Origin of the sequence: Citrobacter sp. 172116965 (assembly GCF_013458095.1) — a bacterium.
Classification (GTDB): Bacteria; Pseudomonadota; Gammaproteobacteria; order Enterobacterales; family Enterobacteriaceae; genus Citrobacter; species Citrobacter braakii.
Genome location: NZ_CP046673.1, coordinates 2,557,633 through 2,570,969, shown reverse-complemented (window position 1 = coordinate 2,570,969; position 13,337 = coordinate 2,557,633). Strand labels below are relative to the sequence as shown.

Here is a 13,337-nt window from a genome sequence, read left to right as displayed (position 1 = left end):
GCCTGCTTAACCATCATAACGGAATGAAAATGTCAGAAGTGATTACCATCAATGACACGCTGGAACTGCGTGCCGTAGAAGAGCAACACGTCACGCCTCTGCATCAGTTGGTGCTTAAAAATAAAAGCTGGCTCCAGCAGTCGCTTAACTGGCCGCAGTTTGTTGCCTCTGAGGAGGACACCCGCAAAAATGTGCAGGGCAATATGATGTTGCACCAGCGCGGTTACGCCAAAATGTTCCTGATTTTTGCGCAAGAAAATGTGGTCGGGGTTATCTCGTTTAACCAGATAGAACCGCTGAACAAAGCGGCTTATATCGGCTACTGGCTAGATGAGGAGCATCAGGGTAAAGGCATCATGTCCCAGGCGCTACAGGCCTTAATTCATCATTATGCGCAGCGTCAGGAGATTCGCCGCTTCGTGATTAAATGTCGCGTAGAAAACGTTGAGAGCAACCAGGTGGCGCTACGTAATGGCTTCCAACTGGAAGGATGTATGCAACAGGCGGAATTCCTTAATGGTGATTACTATGATGTGAATCTCTACGCCCGCATCATTGATGGCTCTTCAGAATAAACCTGCGATAGGCGTGCGCGTAATGCGCTGTTCACCGTTAATCACTTTCGGTCCGCGTAGGTGAATGGCATCGCCATCAAACGCCTGGATATGCGCCTGACCGGTTATCTCAATGTGATGCTCGATCAGCACTTCGCCCAGCACGCAGACGTGGCCTTCAATCAGGATGTGGTCGTCTAACTGGAGCGGTCCACCGCGTAATTGCGCATGACCGCCGACCAGCACGTGGTGTTTCAGCACGCAGTTACCTTCAACTACCGCGTGCTCCGCCACCTGCGAGCTGTAGCGTAGGGTAGGTATGGCATCTTCTTCGCTCCCGGCGATGACGCGCGCATATCCATAGACTTTGGCGCAATCGCAAATCCAGACATTGTTCTCTTCATTACCTTCCACCTGTGCGAAATCAAAAACTTCCGCCCGATGTTCAATAAAGGCATAGTTGATTTTCGCATCGCCATAGATCTGCGCCTGATGCACCACTCGTGAGTGGCTGACAAAAGCCCGATCATAAATTTGCAGGAGCTGGTCGTTTTCACGGGTTAGCCCCCTGGCGGCGATGATTTCAGAGTCACACATCACGCGCGCATCACCAAAGAGAAGGCACTCGCCGCGAACCACAGAATCCTGAATGGTGACGTTGTCACGTATTTGCGCGTTATGACTGATTTCAGCCCGGTCAATCCACACGTCATCGCTAATTTGCGCGCCATCTCTGACCACGCTTGCCTGAGTAATGCGGGCGTTTCCTGTAATCGTCGCGCCGGAAAATGCGAGCGCGTTTTCATCGTAAATCCAGCAATCACCGCTTTGTGACAGCACGCTTTCATTGTCGATCCAGCCACCGGGCGTGCCGGCCTGGACATCATTAAAATCAGTGAGCGCAATGATTTGGCGTAGTAATACGCCTTTTTTATTGCCATTATCCTGGTAACTAAAGGATCGAGACTCATCGCTGAGACGATATTTGGTCATAGCTCATTTCCATGTTGCGCACCTTAGTTAAACGTAGCAAAGTTTTCCGCACTGGCTAAATCAGCGGAAATTCCATAAAATGCATTTCAAATATACTTTAAAAAATAAACAAAATGAGTAAGAACAAACAGAGTGAGCGGGTCCTCAATCTTCCGGCCGGTTATTTTGGCATGGTACTGGGCATCATTGGGATGGGGTTTGCGTGGCGTTATGCCAGTCAGGTGTGGCCAGTGAGTCACTTTATTGGCGACGGTTTAGTGATCCTCGCAATGGTCATTTGGGGGCTGCTGACGCTGGCTTTTCTGAGCCGTTTACTGCGTTTTCCGCATAGCGTATTGGCGGAAATTCGTCACCCGGTGATGAGCAGCTTTGTCAGTCTGTTTCCGGCCACAACGATGCTGGTCGCGATTGGTTTTGTCCCGTGGTATCGACCGCTGGCGATTGGGTTGTTCAGCATTGGCGTGGTGATACAGCTGGCCTACGCCGCCTGGCAAACGGCAGGGTTGTGGCGTGGTTCGCATCCAGAGGAAGCCACCACGCCGGGTCTGTATCTGCCGACCGTCGCCAATAACTTTATCAGTGCAATGGCCTGTGGCGCACTGGGTTTCAACGACGCAGGATTGGTGTTTTTAGGCGCCGGGGTTTTTTCCTGGCTCAGTCTGGAGCCGGTGATTCTGCAACGTTTACGTAGCTGCGGTGAGTTGCCTGCGGTGTTACGTACTTCACTTGGCATTCAACTGGCGCCTGCGCTGGTCGCCTGCAGCGCCTGGCTTAGCGTTAACGGCGGCGAGGGCGATACGTTAGCCAAAATGTTGTTCGGCTATGGTCTGCTGCAACTGCTGTTCATGCTACGGCTCATGCCGTGGTATTTGTCACAGCCATTTAATGCGTCTTTCTGGAGCTTCTCGTTTGGCGTGTCGGCTCTGGCAACAACAGGGCTGCATCTGGGCCACGGTAGCGAGTCAGGATTTTTTCATACGCTGTCGATCCCACTGTTTATTTTTACCAATTTTATCATTGCATTATTACTGGTACGTACGTTTGCATTGCTGATGCAGGGGAAACTGCTCATCCGCACGGAGCGTGCTGCATTACTGAAATCTGAGGATAAATAATGACCCTTTGCGACGAAAACTACTTTACTGAGAAATACGATTTAACTCGTACGCATTCCGATATTGTTGAAGCGGCAAACATTGTTAAGCCAGGTAAAACGTTAGACCTGGGCTGCGGTAACGGTCGTAACAGCCTGTACCTTGCGGCAAACGGTTATGACGTGACAGCATGGGATAAAAATCCCATGAGCATCGCTAACCTTGAGCGTATAAAAGCGGCGGAAGGGCTGACCAATCTGCACGCGAACGTCGCGGATCTCAACGCATTACACTTTGATGGCGAATATGATTTTATTCTTTCTACCGTTGTGCTGATGTTCCTTGAAGCCAAAACTATCCCTGGCCTTATTGAAAATATGCAGCGGTGCACTAAACCGGGCGGATATAACTTAATCGTCGCGGCGATGGATACCGATGATTTTCCGTGTACCGTGGGTTTCCCGTTCGCGTTTAAAACCGGAGAATTGCGCAATTATTACAGCGGATGGGATCTGCTGAAATATAACGAAGACGTGGGTGAACTTCATCGTACGGATGAAAACGGTAATCGAATTAAACTGCGCTTTGCCACAATGCTGGCACGCAAAACTGCCTGAACCTCCCGCCTGGGTTAACTCTTTCTGCGCTCAGCATTTTTTGTGCCGGGCGTAGAGAGAAAATTGTGCGGTGTTTACCATTTTTAGTACATCCAAAATGAAACGGTTTTGCTATCCTTTTTAAGCATCATTGCGAAAACTAAAGGGATCGTTTCATGCGTACTCAAACTTTATTTAAAGTTGCAGTGCTTACTGGCTTGTTGGCATTATCCGGCTGTGCGTCAAAAGTGACCGCGCCGGATAAATATTCTGGGTTTTTAAAAAATTACTCTGATTTGAAGGAAACACAATCAGCATCGGGACAAACCGTACTCCGTTGGGTTGATCCGAGCTACAACGAATCCAAATATGACAACATTGTATATAACCCGGTAACGTATTATCCGGTTCCTAAACCTACCACGCAGGTAGGGCAGCAGGTTCTTGATCAACTGCTGACCTACACCAATACCCAGTTGAAATCCGCCATCAGCAAGCGTAAGCCCCTGGTTACTACCCCTGGGCCACGTAGCCTGATTTTCCGCGGAGCGATTACCGGTGTTGCAACAAGCAAAGAAGGTCTGCAGTTCTATGAAGTGATCCCGGTTGCGCTACTCGTTGCGGGAACACAAATGGCAACGGGTCACCGTACCATGGATACCAACCTCTATTTCGAGGGTGAGTTGATTGATGCTGCGACCAATAAACCGGTAATTAAAGTTGTACGTAAGGGTGAAGGTAAAGATCTGAGCAACGAAAGCACGCCGATGGCGTTCGAAACGTTGAAGAAAGTTATTGATGACATGGCGACGGATGCCACCATGTTTGACGTGAACAAAAAACCACAATAATAATCAACGCACCATCTCAGGATGGTGAGTTTTTTTTATGCCACCCGGCGTCGATAGAATAGTTTACCCATCAGTACTTCTGGTCGGGCAAACATCACCATATTCCCCAGTAAAATCAACACCAATCCGGCAATAGCGTTAACCTGCCAGACGTATCCTTCATACAATGTTGACAGCGTTAGCGCAACCAGCGGGAAAAGCAGGGTACTGTATGCCGCCCTACTGGGACCAATGCGACCTACCAGTGTGAAATAAGCGCCGAAAGCAATCACTGAGCCAAAAATAGCCAGATATAACAGCGCGCTGAGATAGCTGAATGTCCACTGTGGCGTAAAATTGTCCCCGCGCATCAGCGCAATGGCAGCGATCAACAGCGTGCCGTACAGCATGGCCCAACTGTTGGTCGTTAACACTTCCAGCCCTTTTTTCTGGTGACGCATGCTGATCATATTACCCAATGAGAAACCGAAGGTTCCAAGGGCGCTTAAGCCGATACCCAGCAGCAAGGAATGATTGAATCCGCTGTTGAGCAAATCCTGCCAGAACAGAGTCACAATGCCCGTCAGTCCGAGACCAGCTGCGATATAGAAACGCAGCGGTGGTTTTTGCCCAAAAAAGATGAAGCTATTGACCGCATTGAACAGGACGGCCATTGAGAAAATCACCGACTCCAGGCCGGTATTAATCCAGGCCGCAGCCGTATAAAAACACCAGAAGTTGAAGCAAAAAACGCATCCACCCTGTAACAGACAAAACAGATGATCGCGACCAGACAGTTTGCGTAATTTACCGCTAACCAGCAGGATCACTATCATCAGCGAACTGGCAACGGCGAAGCGCCAAAAGATAGAAACCGGCGCAGAAACCGGGCCCTGCTGCAAATAAATCGCAATCCATGTCGTTCCCCAAATTACCACCACCAGGCAGTACAACAGTGCGTTCATACAACTCTCTCTTTTTTGGATTCAGGTTCACACTGTGTCATGTCTGGCGGCAGGAGGCTTTCATAGGTTTGCGGCGGACTTGCAAAATCTTGCGCTTTTTTAGCGTAAAAGCGAAAAGGAAGCTGTTAACAATATGTGGCTGTTATAGACTGAAAGCCTGCTAACTTATTTTGAATGTGATGGTATGCCTCAGCCCTACGATGCCTTTGAAAACTTACGCAAACATAATGCCGTGCTGCATGAATCGGTTGCGTTACATTCAGGGATCCAACTGGCGGCCTGGTCAAACAAGCGCGATACCATCACCCAGTATTGCGATCACCATACGCTCAGTTTATATATCGCGGATGGCTACGAGAGTTACCACAAAACGGCGGGGGGCTGGAAGAATGGCGGCGGACCGGACCGTTTTTGCCTGATGCCGAAAGAGAGCGAATCAAGTTGGGATATCCGCGACGATCTCTCCTTTGTTCATCTCTATTGTACCGACGAACATCTGCGCGAAGTGGGTGAAAAAGTCTGGGATAAAAGCCCCTATAGCTTCACGCTGGACGAGCACACGTTTGGCAGTGACCCGGGGATCACGGCGGTTTACCGTCAGTTTCTGCTTGATAACGACTGGCAGCAACCGGCCAATCACCTCACGCTCAGCGCGGCATCTTCGCTACTGTTAACGCATCTGATCCAGCATTACAGCAACGTTCAATGGCGGCTGCCCACCGTCATCGGGGGACTCGCGCCAGTCACCTTGCGTAACGTGCTGGCCTATATTGACGCGCATCTGGCGTACCCAATCACCCTGAACGATCTGGCTAGTGAGGCGGCGCTCAGCGAATTCCATTTTGCCAGAATGTTTCGCCAGTCGATGAATATGGCACCGCATCAGTACGTGATGCAACGTCGTATGGCGCTGGCGCAGCATCTGGTCTGTTACACTTCACGCAGTTTGTCAGATATTGCGATGACCTGCGGATTCAGTTCGGCAAGCCATTTTAGTAACCGGTTTAAACAGGTAACCGGTAAAACGCCAACGCAGCTACGTGCGGCGAAATAACGTCAACACGGCGTAGCAGATACCGCCTACGACCAGCCCCCAGAATGCAGATCCAATCCCCAATAACGTCAGGCCACTGGCCGTGACCAAAAACGTAACGATGGCTGCGTCGCGTTCCGCTTCATTATGCAACGCCTGATACAAACTACCGCTAATCGTCCCGAGCAAGGCCAGACCGGCCAGCATCTGGATCCAGCTTACGGGCAGTGCCGCCATTAGTCCTGTGACTGAACCGCCAAACACCCCAGCCAGAAGATAGAAGACGCCAGCCGCGGCGGCGGCGAGCCAGCGTCGTTTGGCATCAGGATGCGCTTCGGGACTTTGGCAAATTGCGGCGGTTATGGCGGCAATGCAGATGGAGTAGACGCCAAACGGCGAAAAAATCAGCGCCAGCAGGCCGGTAAAGATAATGAGCGGTGAAACGGGTAATGAATAGCCCGACGCATTCATAGTGGCAATACCTGGGGCATTTTGCGAAGCCATAGTAACCAGAAACAGCGGTAGCGCAATGCTGATACTGTGGGCAAATGAAAAGTGTGGGGCTATAAACGCAGGCATGACCGGCGACAAATCCACTCCGTTTGTGACAATGTCACCTTTTATTAGCGCGATAGCGATACCCGCCAGCATCGCGGCGATCGTCGCGTACCGTGGGGCTGTGACTTTAAATACCAGCCATGCCACCAGCATACTACCGCACAAAATAAGCTCACTGTTGAGGCTATTAAAGGCCTGCAGACCAAAGCGCAGCAGGATCCCGGCCAGCATGGCTGATGCCAGTGAGTGGGGGATTATTTTCATCAGACGGGCAAACAATCCGGTTATGCCGCACAGCACAATCAACGCGTTAGCTACGATAAAAACGCCGATAGCATCCTGAATCGATACCCCGTGCAGACCCGTAACCAGCAGCGCGGCGCCAGGTGTTGACCAGGCCGTGAGCACAGGAGCGCGATACCATAACGTCAGCGCCAGCGTACTGACGCCCATTGCAATCCCCAGCGCGGTCATCCAGCCCGCGATTTGATCGGTGGTCGCACCTGCGGCCAGGGCCGCTTGCCAGATAATGGCAGCCGAGCTGGCGTAACCGACCAGGACGGCCACAAACCCCGATAATACGGTGGGTAGTGGGATGGAAAATGCGCGCATAGTCACTCCGTGTGCGTTATAACGGTCAATCAATGTAGCACTGTGCGTTATAGCGTACAAGTGCTAAGCTGTAGCCTTGAGAAAGGAGAGTCAGGAAGGCGAAAAATGGAAAACTTAACCCACTATCTGGCCACAACGCTCCGCACGCTACGTCACCAGCGGGAATGGAGCCTGTCACGTTTGGCGGAGGAAACCGGCGTGTCAAAAGCCATGTTGGGGCAGATTGAGCGCAACGAATCCAGCCCAACGGTGGCGACATTGTGGAAAATTGCCACCGGACTGAACGTGCCGTTCTCGACGTTTATTTCACCGCCAGAGTCAGACGGCGCGCCAACATTCGATCCCCAGCAGCAGGCGATGGTCGTCACGCCATTGTTTCCGTGGGACCCACAGCTGTGCTTCGATCATTTTTCGATACAGCTGGCACCCGGCGCACTCAGTGAATCGACTCCGCATGAAACCGGCGTTATAGAGCACGTGGTGGTGATAAATGGGCTGCTGGATATGTGTATTGAGGGGCAGTGGCGCACCATGAAATCCGGCGAGGGGGTGCGTTTTGCGGGAGACAGGGCGCATAGCTACCGTAACAGTAGCGAACAAACGGTTCACTTTCATTCCCTGATCCATTACCCGCGCGGTTAATCGGGAAAACTATTCCGAAAAGCCGCGCTTGTGACTACAATAGCCGCCATTTTTACCACTTGTGGATGGTAACAACTGTATGCGCCAGCAGCCTCATCACCTTGAATTGTTAAGCCCGGCCCGGGATACCGCCATTGCACGTGAAGCCATTTTGCACGGTGCTGACGCCGTTTACATTGGCGGACCGGGTTTTGGCGCGCGTCATAACGCCAGTAACAGCCTGAAAGATATCGCCGAACTGGTGCCGTTTGCGCATCGTTACGGGGCGAAAATCTTTGTGACGCTGAATACAATCTTGCATGATGATGAGCTGGAGCCCGCACAGCGATTAATTACCGATCTGTATCAGACCGGCGTTGACGCCCTGATTGTGCAGGATATGGGGATTCTGGAGCTGGATATCCCTCCCATTGAGCTGCACGCCAGCACCCAATGTGATATTCGCAGCGTCGAGAAGGCGAAGTTTCTTTCTGACGTCGGATTCACCCAAATTGTCCTCGCGCGCGAACTAAGCCTTGAGCAGATACACGCCATTCATCAGGCTACGGATGCAACTATTGAATTTTTCATTCACGGTGCGCTGTGCGTGGCCTATTCAGGCCAGTGTTATATTTCACATGCGCAAACCGGACGTAGCGCTAACCGCGGTGACTGTTCTCAGGCTTGTCGCCTGCCGTATACCCTGAAAGACGATCAGGGGCGCGTCGTATCCTATGAAAAACATCTGCTGTCGATGAAAGATAACGATCAGACCGCCAACCTCGGCGCGTTGATTGACGCAGGCGTGCGCTCCTTCAAAATTGAAGGGCGCTATAAAGACATGAGCTATGTGAAGAATATTACCGCGCATTATCGTCAGATGCTGGACGCCATTATTGAAGAGCGCGGCGATCTTGCCCGTTCTTCAGCCGGGCGTACCGAACATTTCTTTACTCCATCCACGGAAAAGACCTTCCATCGCGGCAGCACCGATTATTTTGTGAATGCCCGTAAGGGGGATATCGGCGCATTCGACTCACCAAAGTTCATCGGTCTGCCGGTTGGCGAAGTCCTGAAGGTGGCAAAAGATCATCTCGATGTTGAGGTAACAGAACCGCTGGCCAACGGGGATGGTCTGAACGTGTTAATCAAGCGTGAGGTCGTCGGATTTCGCGCCAACACCGTTGAAAAAACGGGGCACAATCGTTATCGGGTGTGGCCGAATGAAATGCCCGCCGACCTGCACAAAGTGCGCGCCAACCATCCGCTGAACCGCAATCTCGATCATAACTGGCAGCAAGCGTTGACCAAAACCTCCAGCGAACGCCGCGTCGCGGTCGATATTGAGCTGGGCGGCTGGCAGGAACAGTTGATCCTGACGCTCACCAGTGAGGAGGGGGTGAGTATCACCCATACGCTGGAAGGCCAGTTTGAGGAAGCGAACAATGCAGAAAAAGCGTTGAGCAACCTGCAGGATGGCCTGGCAAAACTGGGACAAACGCTGTATTACGCCCGTAATATTCAGGTGAATCTGCCGGGAGCATTGTTCGTGCCGAACGGTCAACTGAATCAGCTGCGACGTGAAGCGGTCGACATGCTGGATGCAGCTCGTTTGCAAAACTATCAGCGCGGTCGCCGTAAACCGGTTGCCCAGCCGGCGCCGGTTTACCCGCAAACGCATCTGAGTTTTCTGGCTAACGTCTACAACCATAAAGCGCGAGAGTTTTATCACCGTTATGGCGTGCAGTTGATTGATGCCGCCTATGAGGCGCATGAAGAAAAGGGCGATGTGCCGGTGATGATCACCAAACATTGCCTGCGTTTTGCGTTTAACCTGTGTCCGAAACAGGCGAAAGGAAATATCAAAAGCTGGAAAGCCACGCCGATGCAACTGGTTAACGGCGATGAGGTCCTGACGCTGAAATTTGATTGCCGACCGTGCGAAATGCACGTGATCGGCAAGATGAAACATCACATTCTGAAGATGCCGTTGCCGGGCAGCGTGGTGGCTTCCGTCAGCCCTGAAGAACTGCTGAAAACGTTGCCAAAGCGTAAAAGCTAACGGTTAGCTCTGATGTGTATCGGGTTTGCGTGATTTTTGCCAGTAATGGTGTTCGCGAAGATCGGCGGCGGATTCTTCCGCCGTCATTCGTAGTTCATCGCTGTCGGCCGTGTGTCGTAATAAGTGATCGGCATCCTGCACCTGAAGATATTCATGTCCCTGATTAGTAACGAGAAGCTGACCGGAAAAAAGCGCGCTGGCCAGCAATAACACCGTTAACCCTTTCTTAAACATCATGCACCCTCTGGTACGTTAGCTGCGGAATTGACGATAATTTCGCCAGGTGACTATTCAATATTTTAATCGGGTTAATGACAATCTCTGTTTTGTCATTTCGATGTTTTTTACATTTTTGTTTAGATAACGTTGGGATTTGTCACAACCGGGCAGTGCAGCGCTGCCCGGTTATTATCAGGGAGAGAATCAGGATTTAAATCCGGCGGCCGTCATCAGGATACGAAAGAACATACCAACGGCGGCCAGGGCCAGCACGCTGCCGCCCCAGAGGATCACCAGCCACATCAGGCGTTTCCAGATTGTTTGTTGCATCAATGATACCCCTCACCATGTTGAACTTTGCCGCGGAAAACGTAGTAGCTCCAGAAGGTGTACACCAGGATTATCGGGATAATCAGCAGCGCGCCAACCAACATAAAGCCCTGACTCTGCGCCGGAGCTGCCGCCTGCCACAGCGTAATGGACGGTGGAATGATGTGGGGCCAGATACTGATCCCCAGCCCGCTGAACCCGAGAAAAATCAGCCCCAGCGTCAATACAAAAGGCAGCGTATGGCTGTTTTGCTGACCCAGCGAGCGCCACAGCCAGAGGCTAATCAGCGCAACCAGGAGCGGAACCGGCATCAGGAACCACAGATTGGGCAGGCTAAACCAACGCTCGGCAATGGCGCTGTGCGCCAGCGGCGTCCACAGGCTGATAATGGCAATGACAACCAGCATCGCCAGCAGCAGTTTTCTTGCCACGCAGCGCATTTTATCCTGCAACGGATTTTCGCTTTTCATCACCAGCCATGTTGCCCCCAACAGGGCGTAGGCTACAACCAGGCCCACGCCGCAGAACAGGGTAAAGGGGGTCAGCCAGTCGAAAGGACCGCCGCTGTAGCTGCGTCCGGTGACGGAAAATCCATTGAGTACGGCACCGACCACAATACCCTGAGTGAATGTCGCGAGGATTGAACCGCCGAGAAAAGCTTTATCCCAGAATGGTCGATGCGCCGGCGTGGCTTTGAAGCGAAACTCAAACGCGACGCCGCGAAATATCAGGCCGATGAGCATCAGGGTCAACGGGATCGTTAGCGCATCGACAATCACCGCATAGGCCAGGGGAAAAGCGCCGAATAATCCGGCGCCGCACAACACCAGCCAGGTTTCATTACCATCCCATACCGGGGCGACGCTGTTGACCATCACATCGCGGTCATCCGCATCCGAAATCGCAGGGAATAAAATACCGATCCCGAGATCAAAACCGTCCATCACGATATACATCAGCGTGGCGAACACGATAATTACAAACCAGATAACTGATAAATCGATACCCATTAGCGGTGTGCCTCCGGTTGAGAATCGAGAACAACAGCAGAAAGCGGCCGTGCCGGCGTGCCTGTTGGTGGAATGGTCGGCTCATCTTCCTGTGGCCCTTTGCGGATCAGGCGGATCATGTAGCTGTAACCCACGCCAAACACCGAGCTATACACCACAAAGAAAGACAGTAGGCTGATGCTCATATGTAAATCACCATGTGCGGAAACCGCATCCGCCGTACGTTGCAAACCGTAAACCACCCACGGCTGACGGCCAACTTCGGTGGTCACCCAGCCAGCAAGGATGGCAATCAGACCGGAGGGCCCCATCCACAATGCAAAACGCAGGAAAGGACGTGAGGTGTATAGCCGCTCCTTATAACGCAGCCACAGGGCAAACGCGCCCAGCAGGATCATCAGCATGCCTAACCCTGCCATAATGCGAAACGACCAGAACACGATGGTGGAATTGGGCCTGTCTTCCTTCGGAAATTCTTTTAACGCCGGGACCTGTTTATCCAGACTATGAGTCAGGATCAGGCTGCCCAGCGCCGGGATTTCCAGCCCATAGCGGGTGCGCTCCTGCTCCATATCCGGCCAGCCGAACAACAGCAGCGGGGTCGGTTCACCGGGCGGATTTTCCCAGTGTCCTTCAATCGCCGCAATTTTTGCAGGCTGGTGCTTCAGCGTATTCAACCCGTGCATATCGCCAATTAAGGCCTGCAGCGGGGCGACGATTAACGTCATCCACAGCGCCATTGAAAACATCGCGCGAATTGCTGGCGTGCTATTACCGCGCAATAAATGCCATGCGGCTGATGCCGCGACAAACAGCGCGCTGCTCAGGAAGGCGGCAACGGACATATGCAGCAAACGATAAGGGAAGGAAGGATTGAAAATCACGGCGAACCAGTCGACGGGAACGACTTGCCCGTTAACAATTTCATAGCCCTGTGGCGTTTGCATCCAGCTGTTGGAGGCGAGGATCCAGAAGGTAGAAATAATAGTACCCAGCGCAACCATACAGGTCGCGAAGAAGTGAAGTCCTGGGCCAACCCGGTTCCAGCCAAACAGCATTACCCCGAGGAAGCCCGCTTCGAGGAAGAAGGCGGTTAATACTTCATAGGTCAGCAGCGGCCCGGTGATGCTACCGGCGAACTCGGAAAAACCACTCCAGTTCGTGCCGAACTGATAAGCCATCACCAGCCCGGAAACCACGCCCATACCAAAGTTTACGGCGAATATTTTCGACCAGAAATGGTATAGCGAGCGCCAGGTCGGATTTTTCGTTTTTAACCATAACCCTTCGAGCACCGCCAGATAACTGGCGAGGCCAATGGTAATCGCCGGAAAGATGATGTGAAAGGATACCGTAAACGCGAACTGGATCCTCGCCAGGTGAAACGCGTCAAGACCGAACATGCTTAGCTCCGCAGGCAAAATTGATTTGGCGCAATTCTAAGGCTGCGAAGCAATGGAAGGCAGAAACAGAACAGTTCTTTTTAACCATAACAGTTGTCGTGCTGTTATAGGTTAGCCTGGCTGATATGAAATCTGGAACCTGGATTCCTGTTATTGAATCGCGTCCTCCCCACGCGAGTGATTTTACGCTATCACTCGCGAGGTAATGAAAAGGTAATCATAAATGTTTACTTTGTGTGTATAATAGACGACAGGGAGGCGCAGTGAAGCAAAGTGAGTTCAGACGCTGGCTTGAATCTCAGGGAGTGGCTGTTACAAACGGCTCAAATCATCTGAAGTTGAGGTACCAGGGAAGGCGTAGCGTTATGCCCAGGCATCCTGGTGATGAAATAAAAGAAGCCTTGCGAAAATCGATCCTGAAGCAGCTTGGTTTACAGTCATCATCAATATGAGGTTA

15 protein-coding genes are annotated in these 13,337 nt (G+C 51.9%); 8 read left to right on the top strand and 7 right to left on the bottom strand.

Going from position 1 to position 13,337, the window contains the following annotated elements; translation table 11 throughout:
- Positions 1 to 29 precede the first annotated feature (29 nt).
- Positions 30 to 575: a 50S ribosomal protein L7/L12-serine acetyltransferase gene (gene rimL / locus GPJ68_RS12435; RefSeq protein ID WP_016156595.1), complete on the top strand. Its 546-nt coding sequence runs from the start codon at positions 30 to 32 to the stop codon at positions 573 to 575.
- Here the strand turns inward: rimL and ydcK are convergent.
- The gene (ydcK, locus tag GPJ68_RS12430; RefSeq protein ID WP_104651597.1) at positions 567 to 1,547 is read right to left on the bottom strand and encodes a YdcK family protein; all 981 of its coding nucleotides are present in this window, start codon (positions 1,545 to 1,547) and stop codon (positions 567 to 569) included. The two genes, rimL and ydcK, sit on opposite strands and share 9 nt — an antisense overlap.
- Positions 1,548 to 1,660: 113 nt before the next feature.
- On the opposite strand from ydcK, the gene tehA reads away from it, so the two are divergent.
- The 3 genes from tehA to GPJ68_RS12415 all read left to right on the top strand — a co-directional run bounded on the left by tehA (position 1,661) and on the right by GPJ68_RS12415 (position 4,088).
- Positions 1,661 to 2,662: a dicarboxylate transporter/tellurite-resistance protein TehA gene (gene tehA / locus GPJ68_RS12425; protein ID WP_104651598.1), complete on the top strand. Its 1,002-nt coding sequence runs from the start codon at positions 1,661 to 1,663 to the stop codon at positions 2,660 to 2,662.
- Positions 2,662 to 3,258 carry a tellurite resistance methyltransferase TehB gene (gene tehB / locus GPJ68_RS12420; RefSeq protein WP_180837403.1) on the top strand — a complete coding sequence of 199 codons (597 nt, stop codon included), beginning with the start codon at positions 2,662 to 2,664 and terminating at the stop codon, positions 3,256 to 3,258. Before tehA ends, tehB begins: the two co-directional genes overlap by 1 nt.
- 155 nt (positions 3,259 to 3,413) lie before the next feature.
- Positions 3,414 to 4,088, top strand: coding sequence for a DUF3313 domain-containing protein (locus tag GPJ68_RS12415; RefSeq protein ID WP_016156591.1), 675 nt, complete (start codon positions 3,414 to 3,416; stop codon positions 4,086 to 4,088).
- Between the two features lie 35 nt (positions 4,089 to 4,123).
- On the opposite strand, the gene GPJ68_RS12410 is transcribed toward GPJ68_RS12415, so the two are convergent.
- A complete protein-coding gene (locus GPJ68_RS12410) occupies positions 4,124 to 5,032 on the bottom strand; it encodes a DMT family transporter (protein WP_016153163.1) in 909 nt (302 codons plus the stop codon).
- Positions 5,033 to 5,216: 184 nt separating this feature from the next.
- Between GPJ68_RS12410 and GPJ68_RS12405 the strand changes: the two genes are divergently transcribed.
- Positions 5,217 to 6,086 (top strand): helix-turn-helix domain-containing protein, encoded by an 870-nt coding sequence (locus tag GPJ68_RS12405; RefSeq protein WP_180837401.1) that lies wholly within the window; start codon positions 5,217 to 5,219, stop codon positions 6,084 to 6,086.
- On the opposite strand, the gene GPJ68_RS12400 is transcribed toward GPJ68_RS12405, so the two are convergent.
- The gene (locus GPJ68_RS12400; RefSeq protein WP_047358124.1) at positions 6,069 to 7,235 is read right to left on the bottom strand and encodes a benzoate/H(+) symporter BenE family transporter; all 1,167 of its coding nucleotides are present in this window, start codon (positions 7,233 to 7,235) and stop codon (positions 6,069 to 6,071) included. The two genes, GPJ68_RS12405 and GPJ68_RS12400, sit on opposite strands and share 18 nt — an antisense overlap.
- Positions 7,236 to 7,340: 105 nt before the next feature.
- Here GPJ68_RS12400 and GPJ68_RS12395 point away from each other — a divergent pair, with 105 nt between their 5' ends.
- Positions 7,341 to 7,877 (top strand): helix-turn-helix domain-containing protein, encoded by a 537-nt coding sequence (locus tag GPJ68_RS12395; protein ID WP_016153160.1) that lies wholly within the window; start codon positions 7,341 to 7,343, stop codon positions 7,875 to 7,877.
- Positions 7,878 to 7,956: 79 nt separating this feature from the next.
- On the top strand, positions 7,957 to 9,918 hold the full coding sequence (locus GPJ68_RS12390; protein ID WP_104651599.1) for a U32 family peptidase: 1,962 nt from the start codon (positions 7,957 to 7,959) through the stop codon (positions 9,916 to 9,918).
- A 3-nt stretch (positions 9,919 to 9,921) separates the two neighbouring features.
- Here the strand turns inward: GPJ68_RS12390 and GPJ68_RS12385 are convergent, their stop codons facing one another.
- The 4 genes from GPJ68_RS12385 to GPJ68_RS12370 all read right to left on the bottom strand — a co-directional run bounded on the left by GPJ68_RS12385 (position 9,922) and on the right by GPJ68_RS12370 (position 12,880).
- Positions 9,922 to 10,152, bottom strand: coding sequence for a DUF2554 family protein (locus GPJ68_RS12385; RefSeq protein ID WP_019076831.1), 231 nt, complete (start codon positions 10,150 to 10,152; stop codon positions 9,922 to 9,924).
- A 189-nt stretch (positions 10,153 to 10,341) separates the two neighbouring features.
- Entirely contained in the window at positions 10,342 to 10,467 is a 126-nt protein-coding gene (locus tag GPJ68_RS12380; protein ID WP_104651600.1) for a DUF2474 domain-containing protein, read from the bottom strand.
- Positions 10,467 to 11,477 carry a cytochrome d ubiquinol oxidase subunit II gene (cydB, locus tag GPJ68_RS12375; RefSeq protein ID WP_180837399.1) on the bottom strand — a complete coding sequence of 337 codons (1,011 nt, stop codon included), beginning with the start codon at positions 11,475 to 11,477 and terminating at the stop codon, positions 10,467 to 10,469. Before cydB ends, GPJ68_RS12380 begins: the two co-directional genes overlap by 1 nt.
- Positions 11,477 to 12,880: a cytochrome ubiquinol oxidase subunit I gene (locus GPJ68_RS12370; RefSeq protein ID WP_016153156.1), complete on the bottom strand. Its 1,404-nt coding sequence runs from the start codon at positions 12,878 to 12,880 to the stop codon at positions 11,477 to 11,479. The genes cydB and GPJ68_RS12370 overlap by 1 nt, the downstream gene beginning before the upstream one ends.
- A 263-nt stretch (positions 12,881 to 13,143) precedes the next feature.
- Between GPJ68_RS12370 and GPJ68_RS12365 the strand changes: the two genes are divergently transcribed.
- Positions 13,144 to 13,332, top strand: a complete 189-nt coding sequence (locus tag GPJ68_RS12365) for a type II toxin-antitoxin system HicA family toxin (protein ID WP_049259794.1) — start codon at positions 13,144 to 13,146, stop codon at positions 13,330 to 13,332.
- The last annotated feature ends 5 nt before the right edge of the window (positions 13,333 to 13,337 follow it).